Genomic DNA, 14815 nt, shown 5'->3' on the forward strand with positions numbered 1-14815 from the left:
CGAAGTTGCAGAAATGATTCCCAAGTTGCTTAACGATTCATAATCGCAGATGTTTCATCAATGAGTGACTGCATCAATGTGGCTGCTTTGGTGTGACGGACAACCGGGGCAATCTGCCCACCCCAGAAAAGCAGCAGATCCCATTTTTGTTTGTCCACCGCTGCCTGCCTTAATGATGACATAAAAGTGGCTTGCAACGGAAATGGTAAGAAAAATTTTTCTTTGCCGGTGAGATCCTGAGCTAGGGTGGTCGTGATCCCCCGGCCGAGCCTGCCCGTGAATGCCCGCGATAATGTTGAAGACTTAGATGATCCGGATAACAACATGTTACGGTGCACAGGTAGTGCACCTGATTCGTCAGTCGCCAGAAATGCTGTGCCTACCTGTGCTGCCTGCGCACCTAAAATCAATGCCGCTGCCACGCCACGGCCATCGGCAATGCCCCCGGCAGCAACAACGGGGATCTTTACTTTTTCCCGGATTAGTTGTAATAATACAAAGCCACTTGTCAGGGATTGTTCCGCAGGTTCCAGAAATGATGGACGATGACCGCCGGCTTCAAATCCCGAAGCAATGATCAGGTCTACACCTGCTTCTTCCAGGGCAATCGCTTCCTTTAATGTGGTAGCTGCACCGCCAGTTTTGATACCAGACTTTCTGCATTGTTCTAAAATATCAGGAGAAGGTATACCAAATACAAAACTGAATAGTTTAGGCCGGATATCCAGGATCACCTGGACCTGGTTTTCAAACCTGGATTGAAAAGGACCAGGTTTTTCGGGCAACGGAATTCCAGCGTCATCAAAATAGGGCTGAAACACTTTCTTAACTGCTTCATATTCTTCATCGCTGACGGTGCCGTTTGGTAAGTCATGGTCCGAAACCCATAAATTAATGTTATACGGTTTATCGGTGGCTGCCCTGATTTTATCATTTACTTCAATGATCTCATGCGGACTCAGCGTATATGCGCCATAGCCGCCTATTCCGCCTGCATTAGAAACAATAGCAACCAACTCAACGGTCGAAAAATTTCCACCGAATGGGCCCTGCATGATCGGGTATTCAATACCCAACATTTCTGTTACTTTAGTCTTGTTCCACATAAATTAATCCTATCGGTTTGTATGACTGATCATTTTAAGATTGGCAATCCAGCGGGGGACGAAGTTATGAACTAAAATTCCCGGACATTCTAAAAAAATCGGGGACTGATACCTGGCTCAATAAATAATTACACTTTCAACAAAGACTGGTTGACAATGTCGCATTTACCCCTTCAAATTGTCACTTTCGGTACACCTTAATATAAAAAAGTCTGGAGACCTTTGGCCTGTATTTAAAACTATAAACTATGGAATTTACAAAAACGATTCACGCTCCACGTGAAAAAGTATGGAAAGTTTTGTGGAATGACGATACCTATCGTCAATGGACCGCACCCTTTTCAGAGGGATCCATGGCGGTGACAGACTGGGAGAAAGGAAGCAAGGTGTTGTTTGTCGATGGCAGCAATTCAGGCATGGTTTCTTTGGTGGCTGATAAGGTTCCCAATGAATTTATGTCCATTAAACATTTGGGTGTTGTACAGAAGGGCGTAGAAGACCTCGAAAGTGAGGAAGCAAGACAATGGGCCGGTGCAATGGAAAATTATACACTGCAACAGTCAAATGGTGGAACAGAGCTAAAGGTCACACTGAGTGGCGCAGACATCCCAAAGGAGTTCGAGAATTACTTTTTAGATGCATGGCCAAAAGCCCTGGATAAGTTGAAAGAGCTGTCAGAAAACGGGTCTTAATGGCTCACCATCCGGAGCAATTGACTGGTGCTATAACGTGCCGGTTTTGTTTCGGTTTTCGTTAATAGACAAGTTGACTTATAATGGCATGATGCCATTATAAGTCGGCTTGTCTTTGTATTTTCGGTGGATGTACATGAGTAAATAAATTCGGAATATGAAGATTACGCGGACCTGGCACGGCAGAACAAAAGTTGAGCATGCAGATGAATATCTTCGTTTTATAGAAGATACAGGTCTCAGAGACTATAAAAAGGTAAAAGGAAATCTGTCCGTCCGACTCCTGCGGCGGATTGAAGGAGACATCTGTCATTTCATGACTGTTACGGAATGGGATTCTTATGAGAGCATCAAATTGTTCGCGGGAGAAGATTATGAAAAGGCGAAATATTATGAAGGCGATGAGCAATATCTACTGGAGATGGAGGAGAACGTAAAGCATTACGAAACGTTTGAGTATTAAAATCCTCCAACGACTTGTCTCCTCAACCAAACGCATGCAAGGCTTCTAAGCTTTAGAAATCCGAAAGATCCATCAAATTGTTGATTCAATCTTAGCATAGGTGTGAAAATTACCGGAAGACCAGCCAGGAGATGATTACAAAATACTAAACTGTATCCTGCTTTCGAAGAACTGCACTTTACCTTTCATCTCCAGCCTGTCGAGGATCCCATACCCGTAAATGAATTCCATTCGCATGATGCGCGACATGTACCAGTTGATCATCGGAGTGAAGCGGGTGAACTTTCCTCCTTTGAGGTTGCCGTCGTTCAGATTAAATGTGGAAGCGTGAAGCACAAGTTCTATAGCACCCAGGCCTCCTTTGAAGACTGATTTTGTTACGGGCACAAATCCATAGATATTACCTGATTGGGTGTAATAGGGCCGGTGAGTGTTCGTGAGGAAGAAACTGACCACTACATTCCCGCCCTGGAACTTATGGTTTGCAGATTTATCAGCATAAAAATGATGTTGAATAACCTCGGAGCCAATCATAAAGCGTTTGTTGCTGTAATAAATTTCAGCTCCTACGCTACTTGAACGATCTGCAGGAAATTCACCAGTATTTATCAATTGGGGCGTTGGGTTAGATTCGGGACGAGATCTTACTGTAAACTTACCCGCCGTCGTTTTTCCATATTGATAGTTACCCGCTATGTGCAGCACGGTTTGTTTTTCAGCATTGTTAAATGGGATCCATCCGGCCCTGGCAACATATTGCCAACGGAAAGTGGAAAAGGACTGTCCCTTGGATAGCACGTCATTGAAAGCTCCAAGATTCACGAATGTTTTTGATTTCGGGAAGTATCCAAAATATTTAATGCCGTCTGCGAGTATCGGGATTGGATCCAGGGTCATCTGCCTTTCGTTGGTAAGTCCTGAGTGACCATTCATAACCTTTATCATGGAAAATCCTTCCTTGGTACGTCCGACAAAAAATGTTCCATTTAATTCAGGAGCGCCAATCGTTATACCCGTTTCCCGGATCATCCATACCTTCCGGTCGCCATCATACATGTAAGCGAATTTATAAGCAAGGTATCTTTTGCTCCTCATGAACCGGCCACTGCCCAAAATGCGAAAATCTCTTGTTTGAAATGCAGGTTTCACATCAAGTCCCAATGAGTCCATCTGTTTATTAAACACATCATCCTTGATATGCGTTACAACATCACCGATATAACCCGCCCCGATTTTGAAAGTTGAATATAAACCTGTGAATTCGTTCCAGGGCAAATCGCTCTTGACTCTTATATAGGTTGAATCTGCCTTCCGGGGGGTAAATACCATACCATCGGTACCGTTTGGAAGGACAGTTGTGTCCTTCGGATTTACCTGTTGGGCGAACACGCTGCCACTTAAGGCCTGGATTAAAAAGAGAGAAAGTAATAGCCAGGGTCTCATCTTAACTGACGAGATAATTCTTGTCATCATTTTGTTCAATTTTTTACTGCAATCACATTGTCTGTAACTAAAGTGTTGTTTGAAAAAATTTGATTTATCCCCTTTCAATTGGTGTTGAAACCGAAAATATGTTTGCTATTGTTGTTACTCAGTACATTCTTATAAAACTATTGCAATCGACAGACAATTAGGTTATTTGCGGCCAGTTAACGGTTAAACAACGTTGAATGATGAAATTTAATCCACCATTTCTCTTATTAATAGTATAGTATGGGAATGTGGAATTAACCCGACAATATCCTGGCAAAGTTATCCAGTGCGCAAGGGTCAAAGAAACACCGGTCTTCAGTTTTATCCCCTTGATTATCGGATATGCGCCATCGTTGGCCTGCTTGTCGGCGGATTCGCCCGTTAACAATGTTGGTAAATGCGGCTCATCCAGGTTACCATCTGTAATGTTGGAGCAGCCACCTTGAAGTGATGCGTGGTGGCAGGGAGCTTGAATTCAATGTTTATAAACAAACCCAATTGGTCTTTAAACTGTTACACTGGACCGCTATAATTAAGTTTTGATGTTGATGTCTGATATTCCTATAGGCTTGAATATGGCCGAAAGCCTGTCTCTCGCGGACTAATGCACCGCCCCGGATCTCAACAGCATTTCCTCAATATCCTGGTGATTCTTTTTTTTCGCCCACGCCAGGGGAGTTGACCAGTCTGCGCCAGCTTTATTTGGGTCGGCGCCTTGCTCTAAAAGATACCTGGCCATTTCCGTTTGACCCCATTTAACGGCCATACCGAGTGGCGTTGATTTGTACTCCTCATCGACTGGATCCAGCTGGGCTCCATACCTGATAAGCAGCTCCGCTTTTTCAAGATTTCCCTTCTGGGCCATATTGTGCAGTATCGTTACCCGGTGACAACTCATTGTGTTAGGATCCATGCCCTTTTCCATCATGTATTTTGTTCCTTCCAGGTGTTCGAAATAATAGGCAGGCGCCCACTTCAAAATTTTCGGAACGCTTGCCCCGTAACGCAGCAGGAGATCAATCATCTCCCGGTTATTTTGTTTTGCAGCGAAAAGCAGGATACCCTCTCCCCAGAAATACGTCTCATCTTTAGCAAATTCGGGATTGCGTTGCAGCATGTTTTTAGCTTCTTGCACATCGTCGCGGTCAACTGTCTCTTCAAACGCCTGTTGCAATTTCGTCCGATTGTAATCGATTATTCCGTTTTCTAAATGATAACGTTGCGCTGATGCGGGGTAGGAATTCAGTGCATCAGCGATTTCCTGATATCCTCTCTCCATAGCTATTATCGCCGGCGATTCCTGGAATGGATAGCTTTTGTCTGAAGGGTCATAAGCGCCTTGCTGCAGCAGGTAAGCTACCAGCCCCGTATGCCCCTCACGGGCAGCAAAATGGATCGGTGGTGCGTAGTTGTATTTTGCAAACAGCAGTTCAGGGCAATCGCCTGCAAGTTGCCTGACTGCATTAAGGTTCCCGTCTTCTGCGGCAACAAGTATGTTCCAGACATTTGAAGTACTTGTAATAACTTCATTTGCAATCTTCATTGCAAGACCAAGACTCATCTCATTGGGCTGTATCATGGCTGTTCAGTTAGTGTAGAGCTGGCAGGCTCCCTTCAAACAGGTACACCAGCCTTTTACAGTTAAAGTTAGTTATTGACTTTATTTGAATGATCGTGGCAACAACTGTTCTAAGCGATCAAATACCGAAACTTTATGTTTCATATAAGTGTACATGAACAAATCAAACTGGCAAAGGCGAAAGTGACCGGATATTGCGTAAAGTTCAAGTTTCTCTATCTATTCAACCTCCACTGTGCAGTACTTCCGGGCTTTCTTTATTCGACTAAGAATTTCTACCTGAAATGTACCTAAACATGGGTCAATAGGTAACCTGCCAGGGCGCCTCCCAATACAATGAAGGCCGTATTTATTTTTTTTATAGTTATGATTAATAACAGACTGACTATTCCTATCAGGATTGACCTCCAGTCAGTAAATGTGGTTTTACCTAATTCAAAGCAAACACCTAAGATGACCGCAATGGAGGCTACATTCACTGCATCGAGAAAAGCTGAAAACGCAGGCCACTTCCTCATTCGTCTGACCAGTGGATTTAACAGCGCCACAAAGAGGAATGAAGGCAGGAATACGGCAATGGTTGAAACAACTGCTCCCATGTAGCCATTCACCAGGTAGCCAATAAATGTTACTGACGAAAACACAGGACCTGGTGTGAACTGTCCAACCGCAATAGCATCTGTCAGTTGCTGGTGGGTAATTATTCCTTTAGCCACCAACTCGCTTTCAACGTATGCAAACAGAACATAACCGCTGCCATAAAGTATAGCACCTATTTTCAGGAACACCAGGAATAACTTTAGATGGGAGATAGAAAGCCAGGTACTTCCAGGTATTTGTAATAGAAAAAGCGGGAAGAAGGAATATCGATTTTTTCCAAACTTTCCATCCAATAAATGAAATAGTATGGCTATCAAACCCGCCCCAAAAATGATGTAAACCTCTCTAAGTCCTGACAAATGAAGCGTCAGGCCTATCACTCCGAAGATCCATAGCCGCAACGTTTTTAGGGATCGTCCCGCCAGCGGAAAAACCGCCGCGATAATCACAGCAATGATAGCGGGTTTTATTCCATAAATGAAAGGATGAACCGCTGGCAGGGTTCCATAACGAACATAGAGGTATGCAAATGTGCCGGTGATGAGGACAGCAGGTAATATAAAACATAAGCCGGCTACTATAAGCCCTTTCCAACCACCCTTTTCACGACCAATGTGAATGGCAAGTTCAGTGCTATTGGGCCCGGGAATTAAATTTGTGGCGCCGATAAGATCAATAAAGTGCTGCTCGGTCATCCATTTTCGCCTTACTACTACTTCCTCCTGCATCATAGCTATATGCGCAGCCGGACCTCCAAAACCAATGAAGCCTAACTTAAGAAATAGTTTCGCGAGATCAGATAAATCTTTATCAGGGGCAGTTGATTTATTTTTTTGACTAATGATGGAGGGATCATTCATTTAAAGTCTCTTTTCTTTAAAAATACGGTAAGCCCATCAGGGCAACACTGAGGAATATTTTTTGCAAATATATCTCTGACGGTAACACTTTAATATGCTGACAATTTTGTAGAGCCGCTCGGGCGGGTCTTTGATATATGACACTAATCTGACGATATAATTAGCTAATGCCTTTTTTTACAGAAGTTAGTTGCTTAATGACTGTTTCAGAATGGGGAAGAATTCTTTTGGCTTTTCCATGTCAGGGAAGTGCCCGCATTGTTCGATAATGATGAATTTAGTTTGCGGCAAAATTTCTTTGATCTGGTAAGACATTTCCTCGGGTATGATGTCTTGTCGCGGTTTTATCACAATACACTTCCCTTTATAGTTTTTCAGGGTTGCATTTAGGTTATAATTTTTGTTTAAATCCCTCCACATGAGTTTGCTTGTTTGTGGAGTACTGGTTTTTGTGGCAGTGCGGCACCGTATCATTTTATCTTAATAATACCTTCGCTTATTGTCGGGAATCTTGAGAACATCAGATCGTCATGTCCCGGAATGATATACTTAATATCCGAAGCAAGTGTTCTCATTCGTGCGATTGCCTGTGCATATGCTGTAGTATCAAATGTGCTTTTAGCCGGCGCCGACTTTACCTGTTCTATATTATAGTATGTATATGCATTATCCGATGCAATAACTATTTTATCCACTCCCGACTTAACGAGTACGTATTGAGAATTGAAAGTGTGCCTGGAGCCTGTATATACAACAATACCCGGAATGATTTCTTTATTATCTCCGTCAACCAGCGTTAATTTACCTGATAAATTCAGCTTAACAATTTTTAGTACATCTCTCTTATTGAAGCCGTCGGCTCGTCCGTCTTTTTGCCACATCGCACCTACATAATAATTAAAATCTTCCTTTTGCATCCAGGCTTGTGCATCCGGAAAAAGGTCGACACCATCGATGTGGTCCCAATGTGCATGTGTTATGATAATATCGGTAATCTCAGTAGGTTTTACACCCAGCTTCATAAGCATAGAATCCGGCCGCACATAATTGACAACGCCAAAATTTTTCCCTTCTTCGATATCACCGATATAACCTGCATCGACTAAAATATTTCTACCATTATCTCCTCTTATCAACCATATAATAAAATCGCCTTTTACCGTTTCGTCTTTGGGTGCATTCAAGACCGCAATGGATAACGGAAGCGGCTTACCGTTACTCATTACACCGAACCTCAACGCATAAACTTCATATTTCGGAGTCTGTGAAAAGGTTTGTCCCGATAATGTCAACATCAGGAGGGAAGTGATGAATAGTTTGATCATTTGTGGATTTGTTAATATGATTTGCCTGAAGAGTGGCATCGCCCACAACCGGGATATTAACTGAATTTAATCAAAATTGTCGTCATTGCCTCTCGCTACTACTGATTTAGTTATAACATAATTTCGTGAGGGTATCTGATATCCTTATTAAGGTTTCTGATTTGATGTATAGCGTGCAGGCCTGAAAGTATTTCAGAAGCCATCTTTGATATACGGATGTACCAATCTGGTGTCACCATAAGGAAAATGCAGATGGAACCATTTGCAGCCACGTCTTTCTATTGATAACAATAATTTAGTGCAGTTAACAAACTGCTGGCTAAGCATACATCTTTTTGCGGGTTAATCAAAGCTGACTTGCAGAACATCTAAAGCGGCCTCAGTTTAATCAGGGTAGTATCTTCGTTCCCCAGCCATAATTCGCTCCCTTTCATGCTCCACCTGGTAGATCTTGACAGCGCATCCAAAAATTTTGTTTCAAGAGCTGCCGCCTTTTCGTCCGGGCAAGCCATCTTAGTCACCGCTTGTGGCGTAAATGTGATCGTTTGTTTTCTACCGGGCATAAAACCTGCGGATAATTGGTTACAACCGGTATTCCCTGATATATTACCCTCACTAAACTCAAAACTGGATCTTGTTGAATCGGGTATCACCTGGCCTTCCAGTTCCTTAAGCTTCCATTTATCGCGGAACAGGGCGTTCGCAGATGCGGCTGTACGTTGGGTGCTACCGCAGTAAGTCATTGAGAACACCACGAATAAAATTGCAAGAACGAATAGGATCCTCTTCATATCGATAACTATTTAAGTGTCGATGTTTTTGCCTGTGTCCGTGGATGAATCATCAGCTACAGGCATCATTGCGGTTAATATTACCCACCGTGCCGCGACAAACCATTCAACAATTAACCGGCGGCTACTCTTTTACCTGGAAAGAATATGAGTGACAACCAGCAGCCGTTAGGCAGGATGCTATTATTGATGTTTTAAAGATAACAAATTTGGCTACTGTATTAAAAATTAACTCATTGGTTGAGCTTCTGGAAAGTGCCAGGTTCCGTTCAAAATCTCTGGGCGTGGCCGATACAATCGCACCATGTAGTTCCAGCCTGGCATGATGGGAAGACAGTTTAGGACTTTGCCATCACAACCGCCAAACTGCACCGTTACCGATCCATCAGCATTTTTTTTTGCCGTGATGTTATTCAGCGAATACATGTTCTGATCATTAAGTTGAAAATAGCCTTCCTGGTTATAAATGCTAATCGACCAAAAGCCGTCCACAGGAACTTCTTTTACATTGAGACGATAGATGGTTTTGCCATCGTTCTGGCCAGGCACGATATTCAGGTACAGCGCTTCCTTTGGCGGATTAGCACCCCAACCGTTGGCTGCGCCGATTAAAAACCGAACGGGGTCCACTTCTTCTTTTCGACCATACATTTGGTTCGTATCGGGCAGGGTTGTTGCCAGGATCAACAGCGCATCGCGGACTTTTTTCTGGCTCGCCAGGTCCCACGCGGGTATTTCAAATGATCCGGGTTTTGCCTGTGCCACCTTTATACTATCCTGCAGTGCATGTACCTCTTTGACATCATCCGGATCGGACGGATCAATAAGTGTTCGTACCGCAGCAACCACGTAACGCGTACCCACGCTTTCAAGGTCTAAGGTATAAGTTCCCGCGCCATAAAAAACACCAAACGTATATTGATCTTCATTTATCACCTGAAGCGACATAAAACGTTTGCCGGGATCAGGCATTGTGATCGTCACGGGCGCAGCTTCCAGGTCAAATATGGCTGCTGAATAGACCGTGTCGCGGTTCAAACGGATCACCGTTTGTTTATCGAGCGGTGCCGGTTCGCGGGTGTGATCAAACTTGCCGAAACCCCCATTTTTCACAATTCCATTGAAATACAAATCAGACTCGGCACGAACGAAGTTCTCAGCGGTTACGGGTACCAGTTGTGTATTCGATTCTGTTTTCATGTCCTTACTTTTGATTTATTTAGCTTTGCCTTTGTCTCTCAAGTTTAGGCGCTTTCCACGCGCCGTTTAATGCCTCCTCCTTTGGCCAGTACAGCCGCATTATTACAATGAATACACCGGCAGGCGCAGGTAACCAGTTCGATTCCTTTTCTTTGCCTGGCGACTCATATTGGAGATACAGAGTGATACCACCGTCAGCGTCGCGCTTAAGTTCAGATAGCATCCCCGAGTTGATCAGGTATCGATTCAGTGGATTGGCAACGAGCAGGCTTTCCGGCATCTGGTACATAGTCAGTGACCAGAACGAATTCACTGGCGGTAATTTGCCCGCCGGAAAGCGTAGTACATACCGGTTTGAACCGTTCATCGGCTGGCCTTCAGCATCAACGAAGTAAGCCGGGTATAATGCTTCTGCGGCCGAGTTACCATAGATACCTAACACTGCTGAAGACATCCGACCGATATAATCATTCTTTAGAAATTCACGGGTGCCGAAACCATCGGCGGCCGTTCGTATGCCAGTATCAACCATAGTACGTTTGAATTCATCAAGCGCCGCCCATGCATCCGCTATGCCCGCTTCAATGGCTGTGCGTACCTTAATTGATAATTCAACTGCATTAAAGACTTTGCCCCGCCCGATATTAATCCGTGCAAACCGTTTCATAAGTTCTACTTCGGATGAATGAGTTGGGCAGAACCTTAGATAAAAGTTCAGGAGCTCGAAAAATCTGACCGATGTTTTTTGCTCAGCAGGAGTCAGTACCCGGGGAAAATCGATAGCGGGAGTTGTAACAGGCGCTGGTTGCCCGAGAAAGACGGAAAGTGGTTGAGCCAGGTATTGCTGCTGGATCTTCTTCACATTTTCCAGGTCGCCGGCATTGTAAAGCTGCGTACGAAATTGCGCAGAGGCAAGTTCAGTCTCACAGCGAATAACCTTAGCTATTCCCGGAGGCGTTTCTCCATGCCAATCGGGGCCAGCAACAAGGAAACTGCCTCCGCTGTTACCAGTCGTACGTGAACCTAAGTAATCAAAATTGTGCGTATAAAGGTCGATTAGTTGCAGGCTCCAATATCTTTCTTTTTCAATTGCAGGGATTGTAAATACGATTGGTTCCGCGCGTAGATCCAACCCGATCCATGAATATGGCGTGTCCGAGTTCGGTGTCTGAATCGCCTTATCATCGGGCGTATAGACACGTGGAATATTGAATATTTTGTTGCGCGGTCCTTTATACTCCGGATTACCCTTATCCACGAAATATGCGTATTGGATGCGCATGTTATCAACCAAAGGAAAGCCATAGATATATGCTTCTTTAGCAATGGCGCGGATCTCGTCATCGGTTATGCCAGGGGGGTGGTCCGATTGACGTTTTGTTTCAATTGACATAAATTTCTGTTTTGCTTTATAAACAATTCTTTGACTATGACGCATGCTCTCGACATCACCGATCTGAAAACATGGTGACAGAGACAATTCTCGGGCGCCAGAAAAAATAACGAATTATGAAAGCTTAACTAATCTACATCATCGAAGCCTTCCCGTTGTTAGGGAGTTCATGTCCTAATAATAAAGAATGTTCATAGGGTGGTTAGCGTATTTCCCTGATGTCTTCCTTAACTGATCCACCATAAAGGAAAATACCGAATCTTTTATTCCGTAGGATGCCGGGTAACGTTAGGCTAATCACCGGATTCAATAAAAATAAGAAAAAAACTAAATACTTAGACCAAAGGAACTTAACATAACGTACATTCATCCGTTTCGGCCAACAAATCCGTTACGGGATACAACTGTACCATTCTCGGGGGCTGATGTATACTGCCTTTCTTGCAAAAGGAAAAGATTTGAGAAGTCCATGGCGGACTAGTGAAATGGGTGTTTCCTGTTTCGGGTTGACGGGAGAAGTATACTTCGAAATTATCTGCCTGTTATCAGTTTATATAAATGGTCTGCAACTTCTTTTCTGCATAATTCAGTTCCTGCATTCATGGTAGCGGCTGTGCCACAGGCTACACCATATTGTACAGCTTCTTCAATGCCTCTGTTTTGTGCAAGGCTTAAGACGATGCCTGCCAACATACTATCGCCGGCGCCTACTGTACTTTTTGTTTTGACGGCCGGGGGCATTATGTGCTTTACAAGATCTCTGGTAACCAGCATGGCTCCCGCCGCGCCCATTGACACCACTACCACTTCGCATTTTCCTTTATTTATTACTTCCCTCGCTGCATCATCCACCCGTTCAATATGCAGATCTTCTTTACCCACCAATGAACTCAGCTCGCCGAGGTTGGGCTTAATTAAATACAGACCTGCCTGCACCGCCTCTTTTAAAGGATCACCGGATGTATCAACAATCAGCTTTGCATTTATCTTTTGTGCTATTAATGCAATCCTTGAATACACAGCAGCCGGTACACCTTGCGGCAAAGCGCCACTTACTATAATGTAACCTGCGTCCGTGACATTTTCGATATGTGCCAGGCACTGCTCTAACTCATCTTCAAGGACGGATGGACCAGGCATTCCAAAACGATATTGCTGGTTTGTTGAGGTGTCGACCACAATAAGGTTTTCCCTTGTATTTTCTTTTATTTGCGATACTATTGAATCTATACCTTCCTTATTCAGCAATTGCGTAAATGCATTACCAGTATAGCCCCCGGCCATATAAATGGCCGTTGCCCGTCCTCCGAGTTTTTTTATAGCCCTTGCCACATTAATGCCCCCACCGCCCGGCTCATAAACCGGGGTAGTGCACCTTAATTTCTTTTCAGGTATTAACGCAGGCACTGTGGTGCTCTTATCAATAGCCGGGTTGAATGTGATGGTTATAATTTTTGACATGTTGCAAATTGTGATGTTATTAAGCTGTTTTATGCGGAAATATTATATGACGTAAACGCAACATGCAATATAGTGAGAAAGGCCCTGACTCATTCAACGCGGTTGCGCCGGGACGGGACTCGAATCCGTCCCCACCATCGGTGGGGATGACAGGGCAGCATTCAAACCAGCTGACTACCGGAACCGATTTACAATATTGTTCGACGTTCCGATCAAATTATGAAGTTGATCATGTGAGTACTTCTTCAACGTCTTCTCGCGCTTTAGAGCAAGTGTCTTGCTGTCAAGTTGCTCAACATACACAAGAACCCACGGAACCCTGCCCGAAGTATATGTTGACTCGCGGTTATTATGCCTTATAAGCCGAAGAGTTGGGTTTTCGGTGTAACCTTTGTAGTACGATTTGTCGTGCAGACTTTGTATGACGTAGACGTAAAATGGCATATAATAACAAAGGCCCTGATTACTCAGAGCCTTTGCGGACCGGACGGGACTCGAACCCGTCCCCACCATCGGTGGGGATGACAGGGCAGCATTCAAACCAGCTGACTACCGGAACCGATTTACAATATTGTTCGACGTTCCGATCAAATTATGAAGTTGATCATGTGAGTACTTCTTCAACGTCTTCTCGCGCTTTAGAGCAAGTGTCTTGCTGTCAAGTTGCTCAACATACACAAGAACCCACGGAACCCTGCCCGAAGTATATGTTGACTCGCGGTTATTATGCCTTATAAGCCGAAGAGTTGGGTTTTCGGTGTAACCTTTGTAGTACGATTTGTCGTGCAGACTTTGTATGACGTAGACGTAAAATGGCATATAATAACAAAGGCCCTGATTACTCAGAGCCTTTGCGGACCGGACGGGACTCGAACCCGCGACCTCCGCCGTGACAGGGCGGCATTCTAACCAACTGAACTACCGATCCAACTCCCTCATTTCTACAAGAAGTAGTTATTTTGGGAGGGCAAAGATAGGTGAAAAACTTTTTCAAACAACTGTTTTTTCGTTTTGTGAAAGAAAAATTTATTCTGCACTTCGCTGTACCTTACACAGCCATGGTATGGCAATCTTTATTTATATAATGACCGTATCATTACTTAATCCTCCTCTTCACCACGGACAGCCGGACACCCCGGCCATTCTTATTGTGAAGCTGCCTTCAGTCCGACAATAGAACCAATCAGGGTCATCAGGAAAAACACTCTCCAGAAATTAGCCGGATCCTTAAAGAAAAGAATGCCAACAATAGCTGTCCCGGCTGCACCAATTCCGGTCCACACCGCATATGCCGTACCTATCGGAAGACTTTGCGTAGCCTTCATCAACAGAAGCATGCTAATGGTCAACGAAACGAAAAATCCTGCATACCACCAGTATGCAGCAGTCCCCTCAGTTTCTTTGGCCTTGCCAAGGCACGATGCAAAAGCGACTTCAAACAAGCCCGCGATAATCAGGATAATCCAACTCATGATCGGTGATTTTTGGTAGCAAATACGTAAAACAGATCTTGCGACTCTACAAACAATAAAAATATCGATATTTTGTTCAATGTTGTTTCTTCCTACTCGGTTCCACCGTTTGAGTATGCAAAAATTTTGCAATTACCGGCCTGGTGCCAGGGTTCTACAAATGTTTGGGGACCAGGTTTACATTCTTAAATAACCAATTAGCCGCTGTTCAACCAGGTGCTCCACCCGATCAATAAAATGACCTCACTGTAAAATTTTAGTGTTATATTCGTATACCACAAAGTCTGGAATCTACTCCTGGAAGAACCGCCTCTATCTTCATCCTCCCCTTATTTTCTACTGTTCCCTATTGATCGGCATGATCATTGGAAACTGCCATGTTTAGTCGGGTCGTTACGAT

Annotated in this window: 14 protein-coding genes and 1 tRNA gene; 2 read left to right on the forward strand and 13 right to left on the reverse strand. The window is 44.0% G+C overall.

The window, feature by feature from the left end:
- Window positions 1-29 precede the first annotated feature (29 nt).
- Window positions 30-1106 carry an NAD(P)H-dependent flavin oxidoreductase gene (locus ACX0G7_RS05660; protein WP_458922458.1) on the reverse strand — a complete coding sequence of 359 codons (1077 nt, stop codon included), beginning with the start codon at window positions 1104-1106 and terminating at the stop codon, window positions 30-32.
- A gap of 248 nt (window positions 1107-1354) precedes the next feature.
- On the opposite strand from ACX0G7_RS05660, the gene ACX0G7_RS05665 reads away from it, so the two are divergent.
- Window positions 1355-1798 carry an SRPBCC family protein gene (locus ACX0G7_RS05665; protein ID WP_458922459.1) on the forward strand — a complete coding sequence of 148 codons (444 nt, stop codon included), beginning with the start codon at window positions 1355-1357 and terminating at the stop codon, window positions 1796-1798.
- Between the two features lie 157 nt (window positions 1799-1955).
- Window positions 1956-2261, forward strand: coding sequence for an antibiotic biosynthesis monooxygenase (locus ACX0G7_RS05670; protein ID WP_458922460.1), 306 nt, complete (start codon window positions 1956-1958; stop codon window positions 2259-2261).
- 135 nt (window positions 2262-2396) lie between these two features.
- Here the strand turns inward: ACX0G7_RS05670 and ACX0G7_RS05675 are convergent, their stop codons facing one another.
- From ACX0G7_RS05675 to ACX0G7_RS05730, 12 genes are all read right to left on the reverse strand, one after another.
- Window positions 2397-3734 (reverse strand): porin, encoded by a 1338-nt coding sequence (locus tag ACX0G7_RS05675; RefSeq protein WP_458922461.1) that lies wholly within the window; start codon window positions 3732-3734, stop codon window positions 2397-2399.
- A gap of 601 nt (window positions 3735-4335) precedes the next feature.
- Window positions 4336-5313 (reverse strand): ankyrin repeat domain-containing protein, encoded by a 978-nt coding sequence (locus ACX0G7_RS05680; protein ID WP_458922462.1) that lies wholly within the window; start codon window positions 5311-5313, stop codon window positions 4336-4338.
- 290 nt (window positions 5314-5603) lie between these two features.
- Window positions 5604-6773, reverse strand: coding sequence for a chromate efflux transporter (chrA, locus tag ACX0G7_RS05685; protein WP_458922463.1), 1170 nt, complete (start codon window positions 6771-6773; stop codon window positions 5604-5606).
- A gap of 470 nt (window positions 6774-7243) precedes the next feature.
- Complete coding sequence (locus tag ACX0G7_RS05690; protein WP_458922464.1) at window positions 7244-8098, reverse strand: N-acyl homoserine lactonase family protein; 855 nt, start codon at window positions 8096-8098, stop codon at window positions 7244-7246.
- A gap of 368 nt (window positions 8099-8466) precedes the next feature.
- Window positions 8467-8889 carry an META domain-containing protein gene (locus ACX0G7_RS05695; protein ID WP_458922465.1) on the reverse strand — a complete coding sequence of 141 codons (423 nt, stop codon included), beginning with the start codon at window positions 8887-8889 and terminating at the stop codon, window positions 8467-8469.
- A 228-nt stretch (window positions 8890-9117) separates the two neighbouring features.
- Window positions 9118-10089: a DUF1254 domain-containing protein gene (locus tag ACX0G7_RS05700; RefSeq protein WP_458922466.1), complete on the reverse strand. Its 972-nt coding sequence runs from the start codon at window positions 10087-10089 to the stop codon at window positions 9118-9120.
- Window positions 10090-10108: 19 nt separating this feature from the next.
- Window positions 10109-11482 carry a DUF1254 domain-containing protein gene (locus ACX0G7_RS05705; RefSeq protein WP_458922467.1) on the reverse strand — a complete coding sequence of 458 codons (1374 nt, stop codon included), beginning with the start codon at window positions 11480-11482 and terminating at the stop codon, window positions 10109-10111.
- 531 nt (window positions 11483-12013) lie between these two features.
- Complete coding sequence (locus ACX0G7_RS05710; protein WP_458922468.1) at window positions 12014-12943, reverse strand: 1-phosphofructokinase family hexose kinase; 930 nt, start codon at window positions 12941-12943, stop codon at window positions 12014-12016.
- Between the two features lie 174 nt (window positions 12944-13117).
- Window positions 13118-13456, reverse strand: coding sequence for a GIY-YIG nuclease family protein (locus ACX0G7_RS05715; protein WP_458922469.1), 339 nt, complete (start codon window positions 13454-13456; stop codon window positions 13118-13120).
- Window positions 13457-13492: 36 nt separating this feature from the next.
- Window positions 13493-13762 carry a GIY-YIG nuclease family protein gene (locus ACX0G7_RS05720; protein ID WP_458922470.1) on the reverse strand — a complete coding sequence of 90 codons (270 nt, stop codon included), beginning with the start codon at window positions 13760-13762 and terminating at the stop codon, window positions 13493-13495.
- 35 nt (window positions 13763-13797) lie between these two features.
- A tRNA-Asp gene (locus ACX0G7_RS05725) sits at window positions 13798-13871 on the reverse strand.
- 217 nt (window positions 13872-14088) lie between these two features.
- A complete protein-coding gene (locus ACX0G7_RS05730; protein WP_458922471.1) occupies window positions 14089-14415 on the reverse strand; it encodes a DMT family transporter in 327 nt (108 codons plus the stop codon).
- Window positions 14416-14815: the final 400 nt, after the last annotated feature.

The organism is Flavitalea antarctica (assembly GCF_054461535.1).